Origin of the sequence: Speluncibacter jeojiensis (assembly GCF_029589495.1) — a bacterium.
Taxonomy (GTDB): Bacteria; Actinomycetota; Actinomycetes; order Mycobacteriales; family Mycobacteriaceae; genus Speluncibacter; species Speluncibacter jeojiensis.
In genome coordinates, this window is the sequence record NZ_JAAIVF010000002.1 from 397,746 (window position 1) to 420,724 (window position 22,979).

Annotated in this window: 22 protein-coding genes; 10 read left to right on the plus strand and 12 right to left on the minus strand. The window is 70.8% G+C overall.

Going from position 1 to position 22,979, the window contains the following annotated elements; genetic code table 11:
* The first annotated feature begins 36 nt into the window (after positions 1-36).
* Entirely contained in the window at positions 37-1,824 is a 1,788-nt protein-coding gene (locus tag G4X40_RS09055) for a hypothetical protein (protein ID WP_277831865.1), read from the plus strand.
* On the opposite strand, the gene G4X40_RS09060 is transcribed toward G4X40_RS09055, so the two are convergent.
* The gene (locus G4X40_RS09060) at positions 1,720-2,979 is read right to left on the minus strand and encodes a glycosyltransferase family 4 protein (RefSeq protein WP_277831866.1); all 1,260 of its coding nucleotides are present in this window, start codon (positions 2,977-2,979) and stop codon (positions 1,720-1,722) included. The two genes, G4X40_RS09055 and G4X40_RS09060, sit on opposite strands and share 105 nt — an antisense overlap.
* A gap of 261 nt (positions 2,980-3,240) precedes the next feature.
* Here G4X40_RS09060 and G4X40_RS09065 point away from each other — a divergent pair, with 261 nt between their 5' ends.
* The 7 genes from G4X40_RS09065 (at position 3,241) to G4X40_RS09095 (ending at position 9,481) form a co-directional block, all read left to right on the plus strand.
* A complete protein-coding gene (locus G4X40_RS09065) occupies positions 3,241-3,492 on the plus strand; it encodes a hypothetical protein (protein WP_277831867.1) in 252 nt (83 codons plus the stop codon).
* 341 nt (positions 3,493-3,833) lie between these two features.
* Positions 3,834-4,586 (plus strand): LamB/YcsF family protein, encoded by a 753-nt coding sequence (locus tag G4X40_RS09070; RefSeq protein ID WP_277831868.1) that lies wholly within the window; start codon positions 3,834-3,836, stop codon positions 4,584-4,586.
* A complete protein-coding gene (locus G4X40_RS09075; RefSeq protein WP_277831870.1) occupies positions 4,583-5,227 on the plus strand; it encodes a 5-oxoprolinase subunit B family protein in 645 nt (214 codons plus the stop codon). The genes G4X40_RS09070 and G4X40_RS09075 overlap by 4 nt, the downstream gene beginning before the upstream one ends.
* On the plus strand, positions 5,224-6,108 hold the full coding sequence (locus tag G4X40_RS09080) for a 5-oxoprolinase subunit C family protein (RefSeq protein ID WP_277831872.1): 885 nt from the start codon (positions 5,224-5,226) through the stop codon (positions 6,106-6,108). Before G4X40_RS09075 ends, G4X40_RS09080 begins: the two co-directional genes overlap by 4 nt.
* 31 nt (positions 6,109-6,139) lie before the next feature.
* The gene (locus tag G4X40_RS09085) at positions 6,140-6,913 is read left to right on the plus strand and encodes a class I SAM-dependent methyltransferase (RefSeq protein ID WP_277831874.1); all 774 of its coding nucleotides are present in this window, start codon (positions 6,140-6,142) and stop codon (positions 6,911-6,913) included.
* A 58-nt stretch (positions 6,914-6,971) separates the two neighbouring features.
* On the plus strand, positions 6,972-7,850 hold the full coding sequence (locus G4X40_RS09090) for an ROK family protein (protein ID WP_277831875.1): 879 nt from the start codon (positions 6,972-6,974) through the stop codon (positions 7,848-7,850).
* A gap of 188 nt (positions 7,851-8,038) precedes the next feature.
* Entirely contained in the window at positions 8,039-9,481 is a 1,443-nt protein-coding gene (locus G4X40_RS09095) for an aldehyde dehydrogenase (RefSeq protein WP_277831876.1), read from the plus strand.
* A 96-nt stretch (positions 9,482-9,577) separates the two neighbouring features.
* Here the strand turns inward: G4X40_RS09095 and G4X40_RS09100 are convergent, their stop codons facing one another.
* Together G4X40_RS09100 and G4X40_RS09105 are read right to left on the minus strand one after the other, a co-directional pair.
* Complete coding sequence (locus G4X40_RS09100; RefSeq protein ID WP_277831877.1) at positions 9,578-10,156, minus strand: hypothetical protein; 579 nt, start codon at positions 10,154-10,156, stop codon at positions 9,578-9,580.
* A 188-nt stretch (positions 10,157-10,344) separates the two neighbouring features.
* A complete protein-coding gene (locus G4X40_RS09105) occupies positions 10,345-11,115 on the minus strand; it encodes an enoyl-CoA hydratase/isomerase family protein (RefSeq protein WP_277831878.1) in 771 nt (256 codons plus the stop codon).
* Between the two features lie 193 nt (positions 11,116-11,308).
* Here G4X40_RS09105 and G4X40_RS09110 point away from each other — a divergent pair, with 193 nt between their 5' ends.
* Positions 11,309-12,325, plus strand: coding sequence for a phosphotransferase family protein (locus G4X40_RS09110; protein ID WP_277831879.1), 1,017 nt, complete (start codon positions 11,309-11,311; stop codon positions 12,323-12,325).
* Positions 12,325-13,290 carry a cation diffusion facilitator family transporter gene (locus tag G4X40_RS09115; protein WP_277831880.1) on the plus strand — a complete coding sequence of 322 codons (966 nt, stop codon included), beginning with the start codon at positions 12,325-12,327 and terminating at the stop codon, positions 13,288-13,290. Before G4X40_RS09110 ends, G4X40_RS09115 begins: the two co-directional genes overlap by 1 nt.
* 3 nt (positions 13,291-13,293) lie before the next feature.
* Here G4X40_RS09115 and G4X40_RS09120 read toward each other — a convergent pair whose 3' ends face one another.
* The 9 genes from G4X40_RS09120 to G4X40_RS09160 form a co-directional block, all read right to left on the minus strand.
* Entirely contained in the window at positions 13,294-14,589 is a 1,296-nt protein-coding gene (locus tag G4X40_RS09120; protein ID WP_277831881.1) for a lipase family protein, read from the minus strand.
* 102 nt (positions 14,590-14,691) lie between these two features.
* Positions 14,692-16,287: a GMC oxidoreductase gene (locus tag G4X40_RS09125; protein ID WP_277831882.1), complete on the minus strand. Its 1,596-nt coding sequence runs from the start codon at positions 16,285-16,287 to the stop codon at positions 14,692-14,694.
* A 183-nt stretch (positions 16,288-16,470) separates the two neighbouring features.
* The gene (locus G4X40_RS09130; protein WP_277831883.1) at positions 16,471-17,019 is read right to left on the minus strand and encodes a TetR/AcrR family transcriptional regulator; all 549 of its coding nucleotides are present in this window, start codon (positions 17,017-17,019) and stop codon (positions 16,471-16,473) included.
* 6 nt (positions 17,020-17,025) lie between these two features.
* Positions 17,026-17,610, minus strand: coding sequence for a serine O-acetyltransferase EpsC (gene epsC / locus G4X40_RS09135; RefSeq protein WP_277831885.1), 585 nt, complete (start codon positions 17,608-17,610; stop codon positions 17,026-17,028).
* Between the two features lie 4 nt (positions 17,611-17,614).
* Positions 17,615-18,550 (minus strand): cysteine synthase A, encoded by a 936-nt coding sequence (gene cysK / locus G4X40_RS09140; protein ID WP_277831886.1) that lies wholly within the window; start codon positions 18,548-18,550, stop codon positions 17,615-17,617.
* Positions 18,551-18,675: 125 nt separating this feature from the next.
* A complete protein-coding gene (locus tag G4X40_RS09145) occupies positions 18,676-19,419 on the minus strand; it encodes a phosphatase PAP2 family protein (RefSeq protein ID WP_277831887.1) in 744 nt (247 codons plus the stop codon).
* A gap of 211 nt (positions 19,420-19,630) precedes the next feature.
* Positions 19,631-21,460, minus strand: a complete 1,830-nt coding sequence (locus G4X40_RS09150) for a phosphoenolpyruvate carboxykinase (GTP) (RefSeq protein WP_277831889.1) — start codon at positions 21,458-21,460, stop codon at positions 19,631-19,633.
* A gap of 297 nt (positions 21,461-21,757) precedes the next feature.
* Positions 21,758-22,678 carry an alpha/beta fold hydrolase gene (locus G4X40_RS09155; protein WP_277831890.1) on the minus strand — a complete coding sequence of 307 codons (921 nt, stop codon included), beginning with the start codon at positions 22,676-22,678 and terminating at the stop codon, positions 21,758-21,760.
* A 19-nt stretch (positions 22,679-22,697) separates the two neighbouring features.
* The gene (locus G4X40_RS09160; RefSeq protein WP_277831892.1) at positions 22,698-22,964 is read right to left on the minus strand and encodes a DUF6802 family protein; all 267 of its coding nucleotides are present in this window, start codon (positions 22,962-22,964) and stop codon (positions 22,698-22,700) included.
* Positions 22,965-22,979 lie beyond the last annotated feature (15 nt).

Consider the following 22,979-nt stretch of genomic DNA (forward strand, 5'->3'; position numbering starts at 1 on the left):
CGCCGGCGCCGCGATCGCGCCCGTAGGGTTCCGGGGATGAGCGTGCGCACCGGGGTCCGACGGCTCGCGGTGCCCGCATACAGCCTGGCGCTGACACTGCTGATCCTCGGCCCGCTGCTCGGCCCCGGCTATCTGCTGGTGCGCGACGCGGTGAGCACGCCGCGCTCGTACCTGAACGACTCGGCGCTCGGCCTGTCCGACGCCGCACCGCGGGCGGTCCCGCAGGACACGATCGTCGCGGCGCTGTCGACGGTGATCGACGGCGGCGTGCTGATCAAGCTGATCCTCGGCCTGGCGCTGTGGTCGGCCGGGGTTGGCGCGGCGGCAATGGCCGGACGGCTCCTGCCCGGACTGCGACTCGGTCCGCGCCTGGTCGCCGCGACCGTGGCGGTGTGGAACCCGTACGTCGCCGAGCGGCTGCTGCAGGGTCACTGGAGCCTGCTGGTCGGATACGCGGCGTTGCCGTGGGTGGTGTGCGCGGGACTGCGGCTGCGCCGCCCCGCGCGCGGGCCGCGGGACTGGGCGGCGCTCGCGGTGCCGATGGCGTGCGCGGGCCTGACCCCGACCGGCGCGGTGCTGGCCGCGATCACCGCGGTGGTGGTGATGATGGCGGTCCCGGGCGGCGGGGCCCGCGCGCGCCGGGTGCTGGGCGCGGTCGCGCTGTTCGTGGTGGTGTCGGCGCCGTGGCTGCTGGCCGCGGCGCTCGGCGGCGCCGACACGTCCGGCTCCGATCCGACGGGGGTCGCGGCGTTCGCGGCCCGCGCTGAATTCGGGCTGGGGACGCTCGGCAGCCTGGCGGGGCTCGGCGGCATCTGGAACCGGCTGGCGGTGCCCGGTTCGCGAACCGGACTGTTCACGCCGATCGCGACGCTGGTGCTGGTGGGGCTGGTCGCCGCCGGTCTGCCGCAACTGTGGCGGCGACGACGCAACCCGACGGTGGTCGCGGTGGTGGCGATGGCGGCGGCCGCGGTGGTGCTGCCGGCGTTGGGCGCCACCGGTGCCGGCCTGGACGTGGGCCGGTGGGCGGTCGCGCATGTGCCGGGGGCCGGGCTGGCCCGGGACGCACAGAAATGGGTGGCGCTCGCGATGCCTGGCTATTCGGTGGCGGCCGCGGCGGGCGTGGCCTGGGTGCAGCGCCGGCTCGCGGGCCGGGTGCTCGGCCCCGCCGCCCCGGTGCTGGCCTGCGCCGCGCTGATCGCGTTCCTGCCGGATCTGGCGTGGGGCGTGCACGGCGCGCTGCGACCGGTCCACTACCCGTCCTCGTGGCGGTCGGTCGAGGCAATCACCGCGACCGACCGGAGCGGCGACGTCGCGGTACTGCCGACCGGCACGTTCCGCATGTTCCCGTGGAGCGGTCCGGTCGCCGTGCTGGACCCGGCGCCGCGGATGCTGCGCCCCGACGTGCTGCAGGTCGGGTCACTGGTGGTCGACGGCACCGCCGTCGGCGGCGAGGGACACCGCGCCCAGGCGGTGCAGCAGGCACTGCTGGACGGGGCCGAGCCCGCGCGGCTCGCCGAGTCGGGGGTGCGCTGGGTGCTGGTCGAACGCGGCAGCCTCGGCGAGTTCGGTGCGAGCACACGGACACTCGAACGACTCGAGCGGGTGTACGCCGACGACGGTCTGGCGCTGTATCGGGTGCCCGGGCCGGTCGTCGCCTATCCGACGGCGACCGGGGCGCGCGCGGTGATGATCGGCGCGCACCTGCTGTGGGCGGCGGTGCTAGCCGGCGGCCTGCTGGTCTGTGTTGTGCCGGATCTCGTGAAATACGTTGCGCGGCGGCGCACCGTCGGTGGCCGCGCCGGACGCAGCCGGGACGCCGTCTGAGCCGACGACGCCGGAGACCCGGGCGCCGCGACTGACCGCGGCCAGGACGGTGCGCACCCCGGCCGCCGAGGTGGTCCACGAGAACTCGTCGACCCGATTGCGGGCCTTCTCACCCAGCTCGATCCGGCGGTCGGCGTCGGTCAGCAGCCGCGCGGCCGCCGCGCTCAGGTCGTCGCGATTGTCGACGAGCAGACCGGTCACCCCGTCGACGACCGAGTCGGTCAGGCCACGCGAGCTGCGGTAACCGATGGTCGGCACGCCGTGCTGGGCCGCCTCGACGACGGCGAGGCCCCACCCTTCCTTGCGCGACGGCATCACGTGCACCCACGACCGCGCCAGCAGTTCGTTCTTGCGCTCCTCCGACACGTGACCGTGGAAGGTCACCGCGTCGACGATGCCGAGTTCCGCGGCGTGCGCCCGGAGCCGCTCGGCCCACCATCCGTCACCGATGACGTCGAGGTGCAGGTCCGGGATCGACGGCCGCAGCACCGACAGCGCGTGCAGCGCGTCCTCGATCTGCTTGTGCGGCACCAGCCGCGAGAGCACGCACATGCTCGGGTGCGCGGTGCGGGTCAGTTCGCTGCCGACGGTGACGGTGCCGGGCACCTCGTCGGCTCCGGCCCGGACGACGGCGATGCGGTCCGGCTCGACGCCCAGCGCGATCAGCTCTTCCGCGGAGGGCAACGACACCGTCAGGTATTGGTCGTCGCGGTGCACCCGCGGGGACAGCCGCGACTCGATCCACCATCCGACGCGGCCGACCAGACGCCCCGCCACCGGCCACTGTTCGCGGTGGCAGTGGTGCACCAGCAACGCGACCGGCGCCTTGACGACCGCGCGGGCGAAGAAGGGCACCCCGTTCTGGGTGTCGACCACCGCATCGGGGCGCACGCCGGCCAGCGGACCGAACCCGAACCTCGCCGCCAGCAGCGCGCCGAGGGCCCGGGGATAGACGGTGTAACGGCCGCCGCCGCGGCTGATCCGGATGCCGTTGACGGTCTCGGTCGCCGGCGCACCCGGATAGGCGGCCGTCCGCAGCGTGACCCGCACGCCCTGCGCGGCCAGCACGGCCCCGACCTCTTCGAGATAACGCTCGCTGCCACCGCCCTGAGGGTGTCCGGTATCGCGCCAGCACAACAACAGAACTTCTCGCACGAGCGCCACTTTCTGACCGGACCAGCTTCCTGAGCTTCGACCACCCTAACCGCTCTCCGGACCGAATCTGATCACGCCCCGAACGAGAAGGATTTGTCAACCCCCACCTCGGATCGACTTTCCGACCACCTGGGATGAACCGTCTCCACCGCTTGGCCCCCTGGGACGGTCGGCGCCTTCGCCGCAGGCTGGAAGCACCCCGATCGGGGACCTCGCAAATCACCGCCTCGCCGAGGCATCGGATCCCAAGGAGACCACGTCATGTCGAAGACCATCAGCACCGTCAAGCACGGACTCACCGCACTGGCCGTCACCGCGCTCGCCCTCGGCGGCACCGTCGGCCTCGGGGTCGGCGCGGCCAACGCGATGGGCAGCACCGGATCCCTCGGCCACGGCCGGATGATCAGTGCGATGGGCAGCACCGGATCCCTCGGCCACGGCCGGATGATCAGTGCACCCATCGATCCGTCCCAGGCGATGCCCGGCCAGATCCTCGTCCCGATGGCCCCCTGAGCGCGGCCCGGCCCGGTCCGGCTCGGCTCGGCCTGCCGGATCCGGACGGCCGCGCGTCACGGTCGCACCTATGATTCCGCGGCCTTGATAGATCATCAGAATCTGAGGGTTTATCGAGGCGCCGGAACAACAATCCCGGCCCGGCGGGCCCCGCAACCCGGGTTCAGCACCGGTGACCGCGACTCACAACTGAACAGCCCTCACCCCCGCAACTGCCCCAGCGGGGGTGAGGGCCGTTCGGCGCCGACGGGGTCCAGCCCGGTTCGGACCGCAGTATCGTCGGGACAGGTGCGCGCTCGCGTGACCCGCACCGCCGGACCGCAGCCCGAAGGAACCGACAGATGCTCGATCTCAACAGCGACCTCGGCGAGGGCGTCGGCTCCGTCGAGGTGGCCGACGACGACGCACTGCTGTCGATCGTGTCCAGCGCCAACATCGCCTGCGGGTTCCACGGCGGCGACGCGAGCATCATGCGCCGCACCTGCGAGCGCGCGGTCTCCGGCGGGGTACGCATCGGCGCGCACATCAGCTACCCCGACCTCGAGGGGTTCGGCCGTCGCCCGATGGACCTCCCGCCGGCGCAGGTCGGCGACCAGACGCTCTATCAGATCGGCGCACTCGACGCCGCGGCCCGCGTCGCCGGCGATCGCATACGCTACGTCAAACCTCATGGGGCGCTCTATCATTCGGCCTCATCCGACCCCGAGCTGGCGGACGCGATCGTCGCCGCCATGCGCGCCTTCGATCCCCACCTGGCGCTGCTGGGTCCGCATCGCAGCGAGCTCGAGCGGGCGGCCACCAGGCATGAGATCGCCTTCTTCGCAGAAGGTTTCGTCGACCGTGCCTACACCGAATCGGGCGATCTGGTCCCGCGCAGCGAGCCCGGCGCGGTACTGGGGCAGCGTGCCGCACTGGCCCAGGCACTGTCACTGGCCACCTCGGGGACTGCGGCGGTCGCCGGCACCGGCGACCGGGTGACGGTGCCGGCGCGCAGCCTGTGCGTGCACGGCGACTCCCCGGACGCCGTGGCGATGGCCCGTGCTGTACGCGCGGCTCTCGTCGAGCAGGGCATCGAGATCCGACCGTTCACGTGAGGGCGCCGACCGTCCGATCCGCCGGAGACCGCGCCCTGCTGCTCGAACCGGCCGATCCCGCGCAGCTTTCGGCGCTGGTCGACCTGCTCACCGTCGACACCCCCGAGGGCGTCGAGGACGTCCTTCCCGCGGCGCGAACGATTCTGGTGACCCTGACGGCCCACGCCGACCGGCAGTGGGTGGGCACCGAACTGGTCCGGCTCGGAACCGTTGTCACGGCCGACGGACCCGAGGAGGGCGCCCACGATCGGTTCGGCGCCGTGACCGTGCCCGTCCGCTACGACGGCGAAGACCTGCACGACGTCGCGACGTTGCTGGGCTGCACCGCGGACGAGTTGATCACCGAACACACCTCGCGGCGGTGGCGGTGCTCGTTCCTGGGCTTCGCGCCCGGTTTCGGCTATCTCGAGCCGGACCGTCCCTTACCGTCCGTGCCCCGACGGACCCAGTCGCGCACGGCCGTTCCGGCAGGCGCGGTCGCACTGGCCGGCGGTTACAGCGCCGTCTATCCACGCCGCTCCCCCGGCGGGTGGCAGCTGATCGGCACCACCGACACCGTGATGTGGGACCTGGACCGTGCCGAGCCGTCGCTGCTGCGGCCGGGCACGGTCGTCCGGTTCGTCGACCGGGATCGACGGTGAACCCACCGGCGGCGCGCGCCCTGCGGGTGTCGGCGACCGGACCGCTGTGCACGGTCCAGGACCTCGGCCGCCCGGGCTGGTTCCACGCCGGGGTGGGGGTGTCCGGTGCCGCCGACCGGCGATCGCTGACCTTGGCCAACCGTCTGCTGGCCAACGACGAGAACGCCGCGGCAGTCGAATGTCTGCTCGGCGGTCTCGTCGTCGAGGCGCGCGGGACCGTCCTGTTCGCGGTCACCGGTGCGCCGTGCCCCGTCGACGTGGACAGCACGCCGGTGGCGCACAGTTCCGTGGTGGTCGCGCAGCCGGGGCAGCGGATTCGGATCGGCGTCGCCGACGCGGGACTGCGCTGCTACCTGGCGGTACGCGGCGGCCTGGACGTGCCCGCGGTGCTCGGATCCCGCAGCCGAGACACCCTCGCCGGCATCGGTCCCGCCCCGCTGCAACCCGGCGACCTGCTCGCGGTCGGCCCACCACCGTCGGGCTGGCCCCGGATCGGCGCCGCCCCGGTGGCACCGATCGGCAACGATCCGCTGACCGTGCGGATCGTGTTCGGCCCCCGCGACGACTGGTTCACCGAGCCGGAGGTGCTGTGCACCGCGACGTGGACGGTGTCCCCCGACAGCGACCGGATCGGCGTCCGGCTGCACCGGCCGTCCGGCGCGCCGACGCTCAGGCGTGCCCGCACCGGCGAACTGCCGACGGAGGGAATGGCCCTCGGCGCGGTGCAGGTACCGCCGAGCGGGCAACCGGTGGTCTTCCTCGCCGACCATCCCATCACCGGCGGCTACCCGGTGGTCGCCACGGTCGTCCACGACGACGTCGCGTTGCTCGCGCAGGCGCGCCCCGGCCGGGAGGTGCGGTTCCGTCCGGTCGCCCGCTGAACGCCGCTGCTTCGTCGCTACGCTGATCCGGATGAGCCAGCCCCCTGTGACCCGGCGTTTCGCCGCGCGCGCCACCCTGTCCCGCTCGGTGCGTCTGCTGAGCGACTTCCGTTTCGAGCAGTCCGATCCGGACCGGTTCTACGGGGCGTTGGCGGCCGACTCGGTCCACCTGATCGAGGACCTGCACCGGGGAGCGACCGGATCCGATCTGTCCGGCACGGTCGTGCTCGACGTCGGCGGCGGGCCGGGCTATTTCGCGGACGGGTTCCGCGCCGTCGGAGCGACCTACCTTCCGGTCGAACCGGACCCGACCGAGATGCACGCCCGCGACATCGACCTGTCCGGCGTCGCCGTCCGCGGTTCGGGGATGGCGCTGCCGATCCGCACCGGCAGCGTCGACGTGTGCTTCTCCTCGAACGTCGCCGAACACGTGCCGCAGCCGTGGCAGATGGCGGACGAGATGCTGCGTGTCACCAAGCCCGGCGGGCTGATGGTGCTGTCGTACACGCTGTGGTGGGGACCGTTCGGCGGGCACGAAACCGGCCGGTGGCACTACCTCGGCGGCGAGCGCGCCGCCCGTCGCTACCGCCGCAAGACCGGGCACGAGCCCAAGAACCGGTTCGGCCGATCGCTGTTCGCGGTGCACTGCGGCGAGGGCCTGCGCTGGGCCCGCTCGACCACCGACGGCGAACTGCTCGCCGCATTCCCCCGGTACCACCCGCGCTGGGCCTGGTGGATGGTGCGCGTCCCGGTGCTGCGCGAGCTGCTGGTGAGCAACCTGGTCGTCGTGCTGCGCCGACGCTGACCCACCCCGTGCGCGTTTTTCGTGCACCGGACCCCGCAAAGCGCGCACAGTAATAGGCATGACCGCGCTTGCCCTGGACATCGGCGGAACAAAACTGGCGGCCGGCGTCGTCGCCGAGGACGGATCGGTGCTCGGGTCCCGGCGATGCCAGACGCCCGAGCACGATGTCTGGGACACCTGCGCCGCGCTGCTGCAGTCGGTCGCCGACGGCGACGCCGTCCGCAGCGTCGGCATCGCCTCGGCCGGACCGGTCGACATCCCCGGCGGCCGCATCGGGCCGCTGAACATCCCCGACTGGCGCGACGGCTTCGCGATCACCGACGCCGTGCACGCGTTGTTCCCCCAGGCGAAGATCTCCCTGGCCATCGACGGCGCCGCCACCGCGCTGGCCGAGTTCCGCTACGGCGCCGCCCGCGGCGTGCCGAACATGCTCGGCATGGTCGTGTCGACCGGCGTCGGCGGCGGCATCCTGCTCGACGGCGCGGTGGTCGCCGGGCGTACCGGCAACGCCGGCCACATCGGGCACATCGTGGTCCCCGGCGAGCACGACGAGTGCGCCTGCGGCGGACACGGCTGCCTCGAGACGGTCGCCAGCGGGCCTTCGGCGGTGCGCTGGGCGCAGGGCCGCGGCTGGACCGGCAACACCGGCTCCGACCTCGCCGAGTCCGCGGCCGCCGGACACGCGACCGCGGTCGCCGCGCTGGCCCGCGCCGGGACGGCACTGGGGCACGCGATCGCCGGGGCGGCCGCACTGCTCGACCTGTCCCTGGTGGTCGTCGGCGGCGGGTTCGCGCGCTCCGGTCCGGCGCTGTGGGAGCCGCTGACCGAGACCGTCGCGCGACACGCGCGGCTGTCCTATCTGCACGACCTCAAGGTGGTCCCGGCATCGCTCGGCCCGAGCGCGACGCTGATCGGCGCGGGCGCGCTGCACAGCTGATCGCCGGGTTGGTTCGACCCGCCCTCAGACCGGCCGCAGCGGAGACATATGCAACACGTTCATTTCCGCGTAGTCTCCGCTAAGAGCAGCGAGTCGGGGATCACACCTCCCCGAACCTGGCACACGTTCTACCGAGCGGTGGCGGCCGCGTGGCCGGCGAGCCGAGCAGACAGACAAGAGGAGATTCGATGACCACGTACGACAAGCTCTTCATCGGCGGGCAGTGGGTGGAGCCCGCTTCCGATCGCGTCCTGGAGGTGTTCTCGCCCGCCACCGGAGAGAAGGTCGGCAGCACCGCCGAGGCGACCCCCGCCGATGTCGACACCGCGGTCGCCGCCGCTCGCGCCGCGTTCGACAAGTGGGCCGCGACCGACCCGGTGCAGCGGGCCGAGGTGCTCTCGCGCGCGGCCAAGCTGATCGAGGAGCGCAAGGCCGACCTGATCGCGCTGTCCTCCGCCGAGATGGGCGCCCCGGTCACCGTCGTCGACATGATGCAGATCACGCCGTCGCTGGCCACGCTGAACTTCTACGCGACCCAGGGCGAGGCGTTCCCGTGGGAGGAGACCCGCCACGGTGTGTTCGGCGAGACCCGCGTGCGCCGCGAGCCGGTCGGCGTCGTCGGCGCCATCACCGCGTGGAACGTGCCGATCTTCCTGGCCGTCAACAAGATCGCCCCGGCGGTCGTCGCCGGCTGCCCGATCGTGCTCAAGCCCGCGCCGGACGCCCCGCTGAGCACCATCGCGCTGGCCGAGATCTTCACCGAGGCCGGCCTGCCCGAGGGCGTGCTCTCGGTGCTGCCGGGCGGCGCGGAGACCGGCGAGTACCTGGTCCGCCACCCGGAGGTCGACAAGGTCACCTTCACCGGCAGCTCCGCGGTGGGGCGCAAGATCGGCGCCATCGCCGCGGACATGCTCAAGCGCTGCTCGCTCGAACTCGGCGGCAAGTCCGCCGCCATCGTGCTCGAGGACGCCGACATCGCGGCCAGCGCGCCGATGCTGCTGATGTCCGGGCTGATGAACACCGGCCAGGCATGTGTCGCGCAGACCCGCATCCTGGCACCGCGTTCGCGCTACGAAGAGGTGGTCGAGGCGCTGGCCGGTGTCCTGCCGTTCATGGCGCAGGGCGACCCGTCCGACCCGGGCAGCCAGCTCGGCCCGCTGATCAACGAGCGTCAGCGCGACCGGGTGGAGAGCTACATCGCCAAGGGCAAGGAGGAGGGCGCGCGCGTCGTCGTCGGCGGCGGCCGCCCCGAGGGCTTCGACAACGGCTGGTACGTGCAGCCGACGATCTTCGCCGACGTCGACAACACGATGACGATCGCCCGCGAGGAGATCTTCGGCCCGGTGCTGTCTGTCATCGCGTACGACACCGAGGAGGAGGCGATCAAGATCGCCAACGATTCGGACTACGGCCTGGCCGGCTCGGTGTGGACCACCGACATCGACCACGGCCTCGAGGTCGCCAAGAAGGTCCGCACCGGCACCTACGGGATCAACTGGTACGCCTTCGACCCGGGCTCCCCGTTCGGCGGCTACAAGACCTCCGGCATCGGCCGCGAGAACGGCCCCGAGGGCGTGGCGGCGTTCTGCGAGCTCAAGTCGATCCTGATGCCGCCCGGCTACACCTCCTAGGCACGACGCCACTGCGCCCCTGCACCGGATCCGGTGCAGGGGCGCAGTGCGTTCGGGGCGCCGTTTGCCGGGCGCCACGTGTTCGGGGCGTGTCCGTCAGCTGCCGTTGCCGAGCAGCCCGCCGCCGCTGAGCAGCCCCAGGAACACCGGGATCGAGTCCGGGTTCTGCAGCACGGTGCTGCCCAGGTCGAGCACGCTGGTCACGCTGCCGGCGCCGGACGGGATGATCACCGGCTTCATCGCGGTGGCAGTCTTCTCACCGACCCCTCCACAGGCGCCGACGACGACGTAGACCCCGTTGGGCAGGTTGCCGGCGGACCCGGTCGCGGTGCGGTTCAGGATCGTGGTCGCGGCCGGTGTGCCCTTGATGACGCCACTGTTCAGCACGGTGATGAAGTTGGTCGGGTCGGTGATGTTGGCGAGAGCCCCGCTGATCTTCACCGCGTCCTTGGCGTCGACGACCGCCGCCGCACAGCCCTCCAGGACACCGCTGTTGTTGTCCTGCAGCGTGAACGAGACATTGTTGCCGCTGAGCTGCGTGGTGATCACCGGCGCCTGCGTCGTCGTCGCGGCGGACGCGGTGGCCGGCGCCGCGAGCGCCATCGTGCCGACGACGGCGGCCGAGGCGGCCACGCCAGCAGCGACCTTGAGCGGCTTTCGGGTGAGAGTGCGCATGTACTAGCCCTTTCCGGGGTCCGGCAGAGGTGGCGGTCCGGCCGGCACGGCAGGACACACGATTCACAGCAAACGTGAAGTCTCGGCCAGAGTGCCATCGAAACAGCATGATCGACATCTGACCGAGACTCATTCGTTGTACGTTCGTACCACCTTGTGACGGACCACAGGCGGCCCGGATGTGCTTGTCAGGCCCCGAACTTGGCGGGACGGCGCTCGAGGAACGCGGCCACGCCCTCCCGCCCGTCGGCGCTGTCCGCGGACGCACCGATGCCGATCGCCTCCGCGTCGAGCTGCTCGGACAGCGAACGATCCGCGCCGTCACGCACCAGCGCCTTGAGCCGCTTGTACGACTCGGTCGGTCCCTGCTCGAGCTCCTTGGCCAGCCGGAAGGCCTCGGCCCAGACCTCGCCGTCCTCGACGACCCGGCTCACCACGCCGGCGGCCAGCGCCTGTTCGGCGGTGAGCAGGTCGCCGGTCATCAGCAGGTCCATGAAGCGGGTGCGGCCGAGCCGCTGCGGCAGCGCCCAGGACATGCCGCCGTCCGGCGTCAACCCGACCGCGAGGTACGCGGGACGCAGCTTCGACGACTTCCCGCACACGACCACGTCGCCGAGCAGCGCCAGGCTCATTCCCGCCCCGCCTGCCGCGCCCTGCAGTGCGATCACCAGCGGCACGTCGAGCGCGGCCAGCGCCTTGACCGCCACGTGCAATTGGCCGGCCAGCGCCGTGAGGAACTCGCCGGGCTTCTCGGCCGCACCGAACTCGCCGAGGTCGCCGCCGACGCAGAAGTTCTTGCCCTCGGCGGCCAGCAGCACCACCCGGACCGACGAGTCGACCTGCTTCAGGGCCGCCGACAGCCCCTCCGCCAGCGGGAAGTCGATGGCGTTGCCACGCTCCGGACGGTTCAGCTTGATCGTGAGCAGGTTGCCGTCCCGCTCCACCAGTACTGCGCTCATGTCTCCTCCACGGGGTCAGGGGTTCCTCAACTCCTACCAGGTGCGGTCTGCACCGTCCCTGCCGCCCGACGACACCACCCCTGCCGCCGGACGACACGGTCGCGCGAGCCCGCCCGCGCGTCCTGCCGCGCGGCTATCGTGCTAGCCGGGCCGATGTCGATCGGCCGCACCGCCCAGCGGAAGGACGTCACTGGTGACCGAGACCGTGCAGGGATTGGAGTTGCCCGCACTCGAGCGGTATTTCGCCGAGCGGGTGCCCGGCTTCCGCGGTGGCCTGACGGCCCGCCTGCTCCAGGGCGGCAAGTCGAACCTGACGTATCTGCTCGGCGACGGTGAGACGTCCTGGGTGCTGCGCCGTCCCCCGCTGGGCGGGCTGACCCCGTCGGCGCACGACATGCCGCGTGAGTTCCGTGTGGTCGCGGCGCTGCACGGATCAGGCGTGCCCGTGGCCCGGGCGACCGTGCTGTGCGAGGACGCATCCGTGATCGGCGCACCGTTCTCGGTGGTCGAGTACGTCGACGGACGGGTGATCCGCACGCAGTCCGAGCTGCATGCGCTGGCGCAGAGCGAGATCGACTCGCTGGCGGGCGAACTCATCGATGTGCTCGCCCGACTGCACGCGGTCCCCTACGGCGAGGTCGGCCTGGGCGAGTTCGGCCGGCCGTCCGGCTATCTGGAACGGCAGGTGCACCGCTGGAACGACCAGTGGTCCCGGGTGCGGACCCGGGAACTCGCGGACGTCGAGACCCTGCACGCCCGGCTCGCCGAGCGGGTGCCCGCGGAGTCGGGTGCGTCGATCGTGCACGGCGACTACCGGATCGACAACGTGATCCTCTCGCCCACTGCACCGAAGGCCCTCGCGGTCGTCGACTGGGAGATGGCAACGCTCGGCGACCCGCTCGCCGATCTCGGGCTGCACCTGGTCTACCGGGATCCCGCCTTCGATCCGATCCTCGGCGCGGAGGCTGCGGCGTCGACCAGTCCCCGCCTGCCCGACATCGAGGCGATGGCGCAGCGTTACGCGCTCGCCTCCGGACGGGATCTGGCCGATCTGCACTTCTACCTCGGGCTCGGCTACTACAAGCTGGCGGTGATCGCCGAGGGCATCCACGCCCGCTTCCTGATGGGCAAGACGGTCGGCGAGGGCTTCGACAGGGTCGGCGAGGCGGTGCCGGTGCTGGCCGCGGAGGGCCTGCGGGCCCTGACCTGATGAGCGCCGATCAGAGGAGCACCACAGCCGCGTCCGGATCGGGCGAGAGCACGCTGACCGTCCTGCTCGCGTTCGCCGCCAATGCGCTGATCGCCGTGGCGAAGTCGGTCGCGGCAGTGCTCACCGGATCCGCGTCGATGGTCGCCGAGGCGGTCCATTCGTGGGCCGACACCGGCAACGAGATCCTGTTGATCGTCGCGGATCGACGCTCCCGCAAGAAACCGGACGTCGCGCACCCGCTGGGGTTCGGCCGCGAGGCGTACGTGTGGTCGCTGTTCGCCGCCCTCGGCCTGTTCGCTGTCGGCGCCGGGGTGTCGATCACCCACGGCATTCAGCAACTGTTCAGCTCCGAGCCGGCGACCGATTTCGGGATCGCCTACGCGGTGCTCGGGATCTCCTTCGTGCTGGAGGGCATCTCGTTCCGGCAGGCACTGCGCCAGCTCCGGGCCGAGGCCGATGCCGCGCACCGTGACCTGCTCGAGCACGCGCTGCTCACCTCCGACCCCACCGCCCGAGCCGTCTTCGCCGAGGACTCGGCCGCGCTGATCGGCCTGGTCATCGCATTCGCCGGGATTCTCGCGCACCAGCTGACCGGCTCGCCGATCCCCGACGCGATCGGCTCGATCGCGGTCGGGGTGTTGCTCGGCGTCATCGCGGTGATCCTCATGGACCGCAACCGCCGCTTCCTCGTCGGTGAACCCGGCACGCCCGAGTTCCGCGAGCATGCGCTCGCGAAGCTGCTCACCTGCCCCGAGGTCCTGCGGGTCACCTACCTGCGGCTGGAGTTCCTCGGACCGCACCAGTTGTACCTGGTCGCCAGCGTCGATCTGGTCGGTGACTACGCCGAATCACGTGTGGCCCATACCCTCCGCGAGCTCGAGGAGCGGATCTGCACCGAGGCGCCGGTGGTGCGCCGGGCGGTGCTCACCCTCTCCACGGAGGACGAGCCGAGCCTCTCCGAGTGACGGTCAGTTGATCGAGCAGTGCTGCGCGATGGGTACGTCGTTCAACCGGTCCAGGACGTAGGAAACTGCGCCGTTGGTGCCGTAGCCGTCGATGAACTCCGGACCGAAGTGGTTGCCGATCGTCGTGCCGGGCGCGATCGGCGGCAACTCGTCGGTATGGAAGGTGACGGTCGCCCCCTTGCTGCACCAGTCGAGTGCCAGTTGTCTTGCCTGACCGTACGGGACGGTGTCGTCGTTGCGACCACTGGTGATCAGTACCGGCGTCTGCGGCTTCAGCCGTCCGATGCGCTGCTCGTCGAGCACCCGCATCGCCGAGGGAATCGTTCGCAGGTTGTCGAGCAGGGACCGGTGGTCCTTGGTGTACAGACCGGTCCGCAGGAAGGGGTGCCGGAGGATGACGTCACCGATGCACTCGGTACTCAGATCCCTGAGGACTGCCACACCGTCCGGGGTCATTCGCTCGTGCAACACGTTTGCCAACTCGGGGTGGCGCGCGACGAACCCGTTCATCGCAAACCCGATCACGCCGCCGATCAGCCCGCCGTCGACCTTGGCGAGCACCGCAGTCAGGTCGGCCGGCGGCGCCCCCGCCCAAACGCCCTTGATGTTGAGATCAGGGGCATAGGTCGGCGCCAGTTCGGCGGCCGCAGCAACCGCGCCGCCGCCCTGCGAATAGCCCCACAGCGCAAGCGGGGTCGCCGCACCGGTCCCACTGAGCGCATCGGCAGCACGGGCCGCGTCGAGCACGGCGTGCGCCTCCTCGACCCGATTGACGTAGGTATGGATACCGGGCGTGCCGAGGCCGATGTAGTCGGTGACGAACACCCGCGCCCCCAGCGCATTCCACAGCCCCGCGGACAGAGCCTCCTGGTTTGCGGAGAAGGACGGCGGTGTCACCGTCGCGTACAGGCCGGTCGAGAACGCATGGGACATCGCGCACTGGTCACCCTGCCCAGACGTTCCGGGCGCGATGACCACCGTCGGCCGCGGTCCCTTGCCGCGCCACGGCTGACTGCTGTCGACGTAGGTACCGGTGACGGCGGTCGGGGTGCCGTCCTCCAGACGGGAGGTGTACATCACCAGCCGACCCGTCAGCGGGTATTCCCCACCGTGCCCCGGTGCGGTCAGGTAAAGCGGCATCGGCTCCGTCCGCACGATCGCGCCGGACGCCGCCGGCAGTGTGCCCGGCGGTGTGTAGAAATCGCCGACCGGTGCGGCACCGGCAACGCCGGTGGACACCGCCGCAGCGAGCGCGCCGCCCACACAGCCGGCGAGCGTCAGCGCAACGATCCTGCGCATCAGTGAACCCATGTCAATCCCCATCCCCTCACACACGACGGCCGTGCCGTGAACTTCATCCGGGGGCCCGTTCCCACGGTGCCACCGGAACCAATGGACTGCTCAGATGATCTGGCCCACATCGCTTCTGACGATGCGGTCGAGCGCACGCTCGGCGACCGCCGCAATGGTCATCGACGGGTTGCACGCAGCACAGTTTCCGGGGATCAGTGCCCCGTCGATCACATACAAACCGCGCTGTCCATGCACGCGACCCTCGAGGTCGCACACGGTTCCCATGCAGGCGCCTCCGAGCGGATGCCAGGTCGACGGGGCGATCGCGTTGGTGTCGGTGAGCAGCCCTGAGTTCCCGACGATCTTGCGTGCGAGCGGAGCGATGCGACCGTCCTGAATGACGTGGTCGCCGTTCGCCGGCCAGTGCAGTCTCGCCTCGTCCACAGCCCGGTCGTAGACGAATCCTCCCCGGGCGTCGCTGACGCCGTATCCGACCAGCATTGTGCTGTGCGGGTCCACGGACAGCGGTGGGATCGACGCCTGGATGAGCGTGGCGGCGTTCGCCGGCTCGGCCCAGTCCAGGCTCCCGTACACCACCGGGCCGCCCTGCGCGGCGCCGAAGTCGGTCTGCAGATCGGTCCACACGTAGATGCGGTCCGCATTCGTCCCCCACCCGGATCCGAGTTCGCGTGGCATGTCCGGGATCTGTCCGGTCGCCGACGCCCGCACCAGCAGTTTCGTGGTGTTCAGGCTTCCCGCAGCCATCACCAGGGCGCCGGTGGTCAGGAGCTTCTTCTCGAGTACCCTGCCCGTCGCATCGGTACGGTCGACATGGACCGTCCATCGGCCGTCCCGTGCTCGTTCGACGTCGGTGACACGGTGCAGCGTTTGCACCGTCACCCGCCCGGTTGCCTCGGCCGCCCTGAGATAGGTGACGTCCACAGAGTGCTTGCCGCCGTTGTTCACCCCCAGCGCGCCGTCACCGTTGGTGTAGGACGGCTTCATCTTTCCTCGGAGTTCGTCGAGCGCGTAGTTCCAGTCGATCGGCATCGGGATCTTCGACACCGGCAGTCCCGCGCGGCGGGCGTTGCGCGCGAACACCCTTGCCGCCTTGTAGGTGGGGCTGTCGATGAGCGCGTCGGGTGCGACCTCGATCTGCAGCATGTTCGCGACCCGCGGATAGAAGACGCGGTGCATCTCGGCCCAGTCCAGGCCGTGCGGGAACTGCGTGTAGAAGGCCGCCTCGGTCGGCTCCAGCGTCATGCCTTGGTACACAAGGGATCCGCCGCCGACACCGGCGGCACACAGGGCGGTCATGTTGTCACCGGACACGGCCTCGAGCAGGCCGGCGTACGGCGCGAGGTCCACCGGCCGACCGAAGAGTTCCGGAGCCGAGCCGTACCAGAGCATGCGCTTGTCGGGCCGGGTCGGATCCGGAAAGGTGTTCGCATTCGGTCCTGTGGGCCAACGCAGTCCACGCTCGAGGACCGTCACGGGCACGCCGGCACGGGCCAGCCGCAGCGCGGTGATGCCGCCGCCGAAGCCCGAGCCCACGACCACCACCCGGTGCTGCTCACGGGTGACCGGCACACCGGTGACCCGCGCCGCGATCCCGGTGGCCGACTGCGCGACACCGGGCGTCGCCAGTGCGACACCGGCCACCGCCGCTCCCACCAGAAATGACCTGCGCTTGACCTCGGACATGACTGACTCCGCTCTCGGACACGACTCGACGACGAACACACCTCGCCACGGCCCGCAGACACGTGGGTCCCGCCACCCCGGTCGGGATATGCAGCCACCCAACCGCCCCTTGGGCGAGCTAAAAACTAGACACCGAGACATTCATGTGTCAAGTATCACGCCGATAGCTGCGCGGAACGGTTCTCAGTCGGCGCGTAGCGCCGGACCGAGCCAGCGGGTGAGGAACGCGCGCAGAGCATCGTCTGAACGCACCGGCTCGTCGTCGAAGAACACCACCGACAGCGCCAGCAACAGGGTGATCTCGACGATGTCGTCGAGGCTTTTGCCCAATTCCGAGATCCGCGATTCCAATGGCGAAAGCAATTCACGTGCAACCGGTTTGGCGCGATCGATCATCCCTGCATCAAAAATCGGATTGCCGGGCTCGACGTTGAGCAGCGTCATCAGGACGGGATTGGTGCGCATTACGTACCGGCCGAACACAATCAGTTCGACGACGTACTCGACGGGTGTGTCGGCCGCGTCGAGCCGCGCCCGGATGTCGCCCAACACACGCACGGCGAGGCCGCCGATCGCCTGCGAGACCAGTTCCTCGCGGGTGCCGAAGTTCGAGTACACGGTCTGCCGCGTGACCCCCGCGCGCTGCGCCACAGCGGCAATGGAGACGTCCGCGAACGTGTCCCGCCGGATCAGCTCGACGGTCGCGTCCAGGATCTTCCTTCGTGACCTCACGGCAGTTCAGATGTACATGGCCGGGTCGACGTAGCTGGTGGGGTCGACCAGGTCCTCGTGCTGCTTGCCGCTGCGATGGCGCACCGAGGCAGGAATCCCGGTCGCGATCGCATCGGCGGGCACATCGCGGGTCACGACCGCGTTCGCGCCGACCGCGCTGTCGTCGCCGATCACGATCGGCCCCAGCACCTTCGCGCCGGCGCCGATGGTGACCCGGTCGCCGATGGTCGGGTGCCGCTTGGTCTTCGACATCGACCGGCCGCCGAGGGTGACGCCGTGATAGATCAGCACGTCGTCACCGATCTCGGCGGTCTCGCCGATGACCACCCCCATGCCGTGGTCGATGAAGAACCGACGGCCGATCGTCGCACCGGGATGGATCTCGATACCGGTGACCAGACGGGTCGCCTGCGCCAGCACCCGTGCGGGGCCCCGCAGCGCCGGCCGCTCCCACATCGCATGCGCGAGGCGGTGCGACCAGATCGCGTGCAGGCCCGAGTAGACGAGGGCGTTCTCGAAGTCGCTGCGCGCGGCCGGGTCCCGGCCCTTGGCGGCGGCGAGGTCCTCGCGGAGGGTGGAGAGCAGGCTCACCGCGTCAGTCCCGGATGTGCTCGAACAGCGGGGTGGAGATGTAACGCTCGCCGAAGTCCGGCACGATCACCACGATCAGCTTGCCGGCGTTCTCCGGCCGCGCGGCGAGCTGGAGGGCCGCCCACACGTTGGCACCGGCAGAGATGCCGCCCAGGATGCCCTCCTGGGTGCCGAGGTCGCGGGCGACCCGGATCGCGTCGTCGAACTGAACGTCGACGATCTCGTCGTAGATGTCGCGGTCGAGCACCTCGGGGACGAAGTTTGCACCCAGGCCCTGGATCTTGTGCGGGCCGGGCGCCCCGCCGGTGAGGATCGGGGAGTCGGCGGGTTCGACGCCGACGACCGTGACCTCCGGCTTGTACTTGCGCAGGGTGCGGCCGGCGCCGGTCAGCGTGCCGCCGGTGCCGATGCCCGCGACGAAGATGTCGACGGCACCGTTGCTGTCGGCCCAGATCTCCTCGCCGGTGGTGCGGGCATGCACATCCGGGTTCGCCGGGTTCCCGAACTGCCGGGCGAGGACCGCGTTGTCGGTCTGCGCGACGATCTCCTCGGCCTTCTCGACCGCCCCGGCCATGCCCGCGGCACCCGGGGTCAGCACGATCTCGGCGCCGTACGCGCGCAGCATCACCCTGCGCTCGGTGGACGCGGTCTCGGGCATCGTGAAGATCGCCTTGTAGCCGCGGGCCGCCGCGACCATCGCCAGCGCGATACCGGTGTTCCCGGACGTGCCCTCGACGATGGTGCCGCCGGGGCGCAGCTCCCCCGACTTCTCCGCGGCATCGATGATCGCGACCCCGATACGGTCCTTGACGCTGTTCGCCGGGTTGTAGAACTCGAGCTTGGCCGCGACCTGCGCGCCGAGTCCGTCGGTCAACCGGTTCAGCCGCACCAGCGGGGTGCGTCCGACGAGCTCGGTGACGTTGTCGTAGATCTTGCTCACGGCCGTCCTCCTCCCGACCGCTCCGCGGCCGGCTTCGCTGTGGTCGCCCCCGGTGCACTGCATCCGGTGCGCCGGGATCCTGCGCACCGGGACCCGCGCGGATGACGCGATCCGGTGCCGCGGATTCATCTTTGCACGCGCGTGGGGGGCCTGCGCTCGACGGGCACGGCATCCGGCGGCCGCGCCAGGACCCGGTGTCCGGCGGCGACGAGCGCCCACGACACGGCGACGACGACCACCGCGGCGAGCGTGTCGAGCAGGTAGTGGTTGGCGGTGGCGATCACCACGACCCCGGTCAGCAGCGGATAGATCCACACGACCGACCGCACCCACCCGTGACGCGCGGTCGCCGCGATCGCCGCCGCACACCACAGCGCCCACGCCACGTGCAGGCTGGGCATCGCCGCGTAGACGTTCGCGCTCGACGCGGCCGGGCTGCCCCACGAGCCGAGCGTGTGGTCGGCGACGACGGTGTCGACGAAGCCGCTGAGCAACCTCGGCGGCGCGACGGGGTAGAGCCAGAAGACCACCAGCGCAACGGCATTGACGACGACGAGGATGTTCCGCCACCGCCGGTAGCCTGCCGGCCGGCGCAGGTACAGCCAGCCGAGGACCGCGAAGGTGACCGCGAAGTGCAGCATCGCGTAGTAGTAGTCGGCGGCCAGTTCGACGACCGACCCCGCCCGCAGCAGCGCGGAATTCAGGTCGGCCTCCACGTCGACGCGCAACCACTGCTCGAGGACGAGCAGGTCCTGGCCGTGCGCAAGCGCCGTCGCGCGTCGCGCCGGGGCGAGCCCCTCGATCAGGTCGTATCCCCACGCCAATGCCACGACGACGAGCACCTCGCCCCACAACGGCGGGCGCTTCACGTCGAACTAGACCGCCCCGGGCCGGACGCCGGCCTCGTCCCAGAGCGCGGTCCGCCCGTAGTGATCGCTCATACGCCGAGCCTATCGGCGTCGACGGCGGGCCGGGCGCGATACCGCCCGGCCGAACCGTCCGCACAGACGGCGAATGCCGCGGGGTTCGGCGCGGGGCCGAACCGCCGCGGCATTCGCCGTCGTGCGGTGCCGTGTCGGACTAGCCGAGGCGGTGCTTGAGCGCCTCGAACTCGTCGCGGATGCCGGAGGGCAACTTCTCGCCGAGGAACTCGAACCACTCCTCGATCAGCGGGATCTCCGCCTTCCACTCCTCGACGTCGACCTTGAGGGCCTCGTCGACATCGGCGGCGTCGACGTCCAGGCCGGCCAGGTCCAGCTCGCCGGCGGTCGGCACGTAGCCGACCGCGGTGGACTGGGCGGTCGCCTTGCCCTCGATGCGCTCGATGATCCACTTGAGCACGCGCGAGTTCTCGCCGAATCCGGGCCACAGGAACCGGCCGTCGTCGCCGCGACGGAACCAGTTGACGTAGAAGATCTTCGGCAGCTTGGTCGCATCGGCATGCTTGCCGGTGTTGATCCAGTGGTTCAGGTAGTCACCGGCGTTGTAGCCGATGAACGGGATCATCGCCATCGGGTCGCGGCGCACGTTGCCGACCTTGCCCTCGGCCGCGGCGGTCTGCTCGGACGACAGCGTCGAACCCATGAACACACCGTGCTGCCAGTCGAACGACTCGGTCACCAGCGGGATGGTCGTCTTGCGACGGCCGCCGAACAGGATCGCCGAGATCGGCACACCCTGCGGGTCGTCCCACTCGGGGGCGAGGATCGGGCACTGCGACATCGGGGTGCAGTAGCGCGAGTTCGGGTGGGCGGCCTTCTCGCCGGACTCGGGGGTCCAGTCGTTGCCCTTCCAGTCGGTCAGGTGCGCGGGGGTGCCCTCGAGCCCCTCCCACCACACGTCGCCGTCGTCGGTGAGCGCGACGTTGGTGTAGACCGTGTTGCCGGCCTCCATCGTCTTCATCGCGTTCGGGTTCGACTCGTGGTTGGTGCCCGGCGCGACGCCGAAGAAGCCGAACTCCGGGTTGACCGCGTACAGCCGACCGTCCTCACCGAACCGCATCCACGCGATGTCGTCGCCGAGTGTCTCGGCACGCCAGCCCGGCACGGTCGGCTGGAGCATCGCCAGGTTGGTCTTGCCGCAGGCGCTCGGGAACGCGGCCGCGACGTAGTAGTTCTTGTTCTCCGGCGAGATCAGCTTGAGGATCAGCATGTGCTCGGCCAGCCAGCCCTCGTCGTGCGCCATCGCCGAGGCGATGCGCAGCGAGTAGCACTTCTTGCCCAGCAGCGCGTTGCCGCCGTAGCCGGAACCGAAGGACCAGATCTCGCGGTCCTCGGGGAAGTGGGTGATGTACTTGGTGTCGCTGCACGGCCACGGAACATCGGCCTGGCCCTCGGCCAGCGGCGCGCCCACCGAGTGCAGCGCCTTGACGAACGGGCGGTCGGTGCCGAGCTTGTCCATCGCGGCGCGGCCCATGCGGGTCATCACGCGCATGGAGACGACGACGTACTCCGAGTCGGTGATCTCGACGCCCAGCTTCGGGTCGTCGGCGCCGAGCGGGCCCATGCAGAAAGGCACCACGTACATGGTGCGGCCCTTCATGCAGCCCCGGTACAGGCCGGTCATGAGCGAGCGCATCTCGGCCGGGTCCATCCAATTGTTGGTCGGACCGGCGTCGATCTCGTCGCGCGAGCAGATGAAGGTGCGCGACTCGACACGGGCGACGTCGCTCGGGTCGGACTGCGCGGCGAACGAGTTCGGCTTCTTGGCCTCGTCGAGCTTGACGAAGGTGCCGGCCTCGACCAGCTTCGCGGTCAGCCGGTCCCACTCCTCGTCGGAGCCGTCGGCGAAGACGACACGGTCGGGCTCGGTGAGTTCCGCTACCTCCCGGACCCAGGCGAGCAGCCCTGCGTGCTGGGTCGGCGGGTTGCCATCCGTTCCGTTCAAGCCTGGAATGGTCGCTGCGGTCATCAGCCTCTCCTGGGGTGGGCCGGAACCGGGTCCCCCGCACCACCGCGGCGAACCCGGCTGCGCCCCCATCGGCGGGGTGCTGCCCGCGCGACCCGCCGTCCTCGAACGGGCGGGAAGGCGCGCGAGCGCCGGGTGTCCTGCATCGAGGTTAACGCCGTTGGCAATCGTTCACAGAACCGGGGCGCCCCTCGTGACCGACGTATCGATTCAGATGTCGCCGCGCAGCCGCGAGTCGATCTCTGCGGGACTCCGGGGACGGTCGCGTCGACGCCGCGGCCGAGGCCGGACGGCGACCGCTCAGGCGCGCCGGTCCCACAGCTCCATCAACGTGGTCAGGATCTCCTCGGCCACACCCAGCCCACCCAGGTGGCTCTCGCCGTGCAGGGTGGTGAGCTGGGCGTCCGGGAGCAGCGAGACGACGTGCTCGCCGTGCGCGAACGGCACGATGTGGTCGGCGTCGCCGTGCCACCACCGGACCGGCACCGTCACGGTGTCCAACCGGAACCCCCAGTCCTGCGAGAACAGCAGGATGTCGGAGAACGGCGCCGAGAACTGCTTGCGGCTGCCGTTGAGCAGGTCGTCGAGGAACATGGCCTTGAACTCGGGGCGGGCGAGCAGGTGCCGATCGCCGGGCGGGGAGAGCCGGCCGTACAGGTCGATGATCGGCGAGGCCAGCGGCTTGACCACCCGCACCGCCGCGGTCAGGCTCACGCCGATCGGAATCCGCCCGACCGAGACCAGCGGCGCCATACGCGCACCGAACCCGGCCAGCCCGCCGCCGATCGCGTCGGGGCCGCGGGTGGGCGCCACTCCGCCGAGCACGGCGCAGGCCACCACCCGGTCGGGGAACGCGTGCGCGGCGGCGAGCGTGTACGGGCCGCCGCCGGACAGCCCGATCACCGCCATCTGGTCGATGCCGAGGCAGTCGGCCAGGATGTCGAGGTCCGCGGTGAACTCGCCGAAGTCGTGATAGCGGTACGGCGTCGAGCTGCCGATGCCCGGGCGGTCGATGCCGACGATGCGGATGTTCTCGCGGGCGGCGTAGGCGCGCGCCTCGTGCGGGATCTGCCGGCGTGCGCCGGGGGTGCCGTGCAGCCAGATCACCGCGCGGCCGTGCGGGTCCCCGAACTCCGAGAAGCTCAACCGCCGGTGGCCGCCGACCTCGACCGTGCCCTCGACCCGGGGCTCGGTGCTCCGCGAGATTGTGACGTCGCTCATGTCGACAGCCTGCCATCCGTCACTCGGCGACCGTCCCCCGGTCGGTCAGCCGCCATGCCGCGGCGCCGTCGGCCCCGGTGTGCAGCTCCCAGGAGCGGTAGCCGCCGGTGGGATCGAACTCCACCTGGTAGTCGGTGTGACCGTCGCCGTCGAGGTCGTAGGCGACGGTCAACCCGTCGTCGCCCTGCACGACCATCGTCTCTGCCAGCCCGTCGCCGTCGGTGTCGACAGCGTGCCCTGCGTCGAATTCCGCCGGCTCGAAGACCAGCTCATCCGGCAACCACATCGCGCGCTCCTCCGC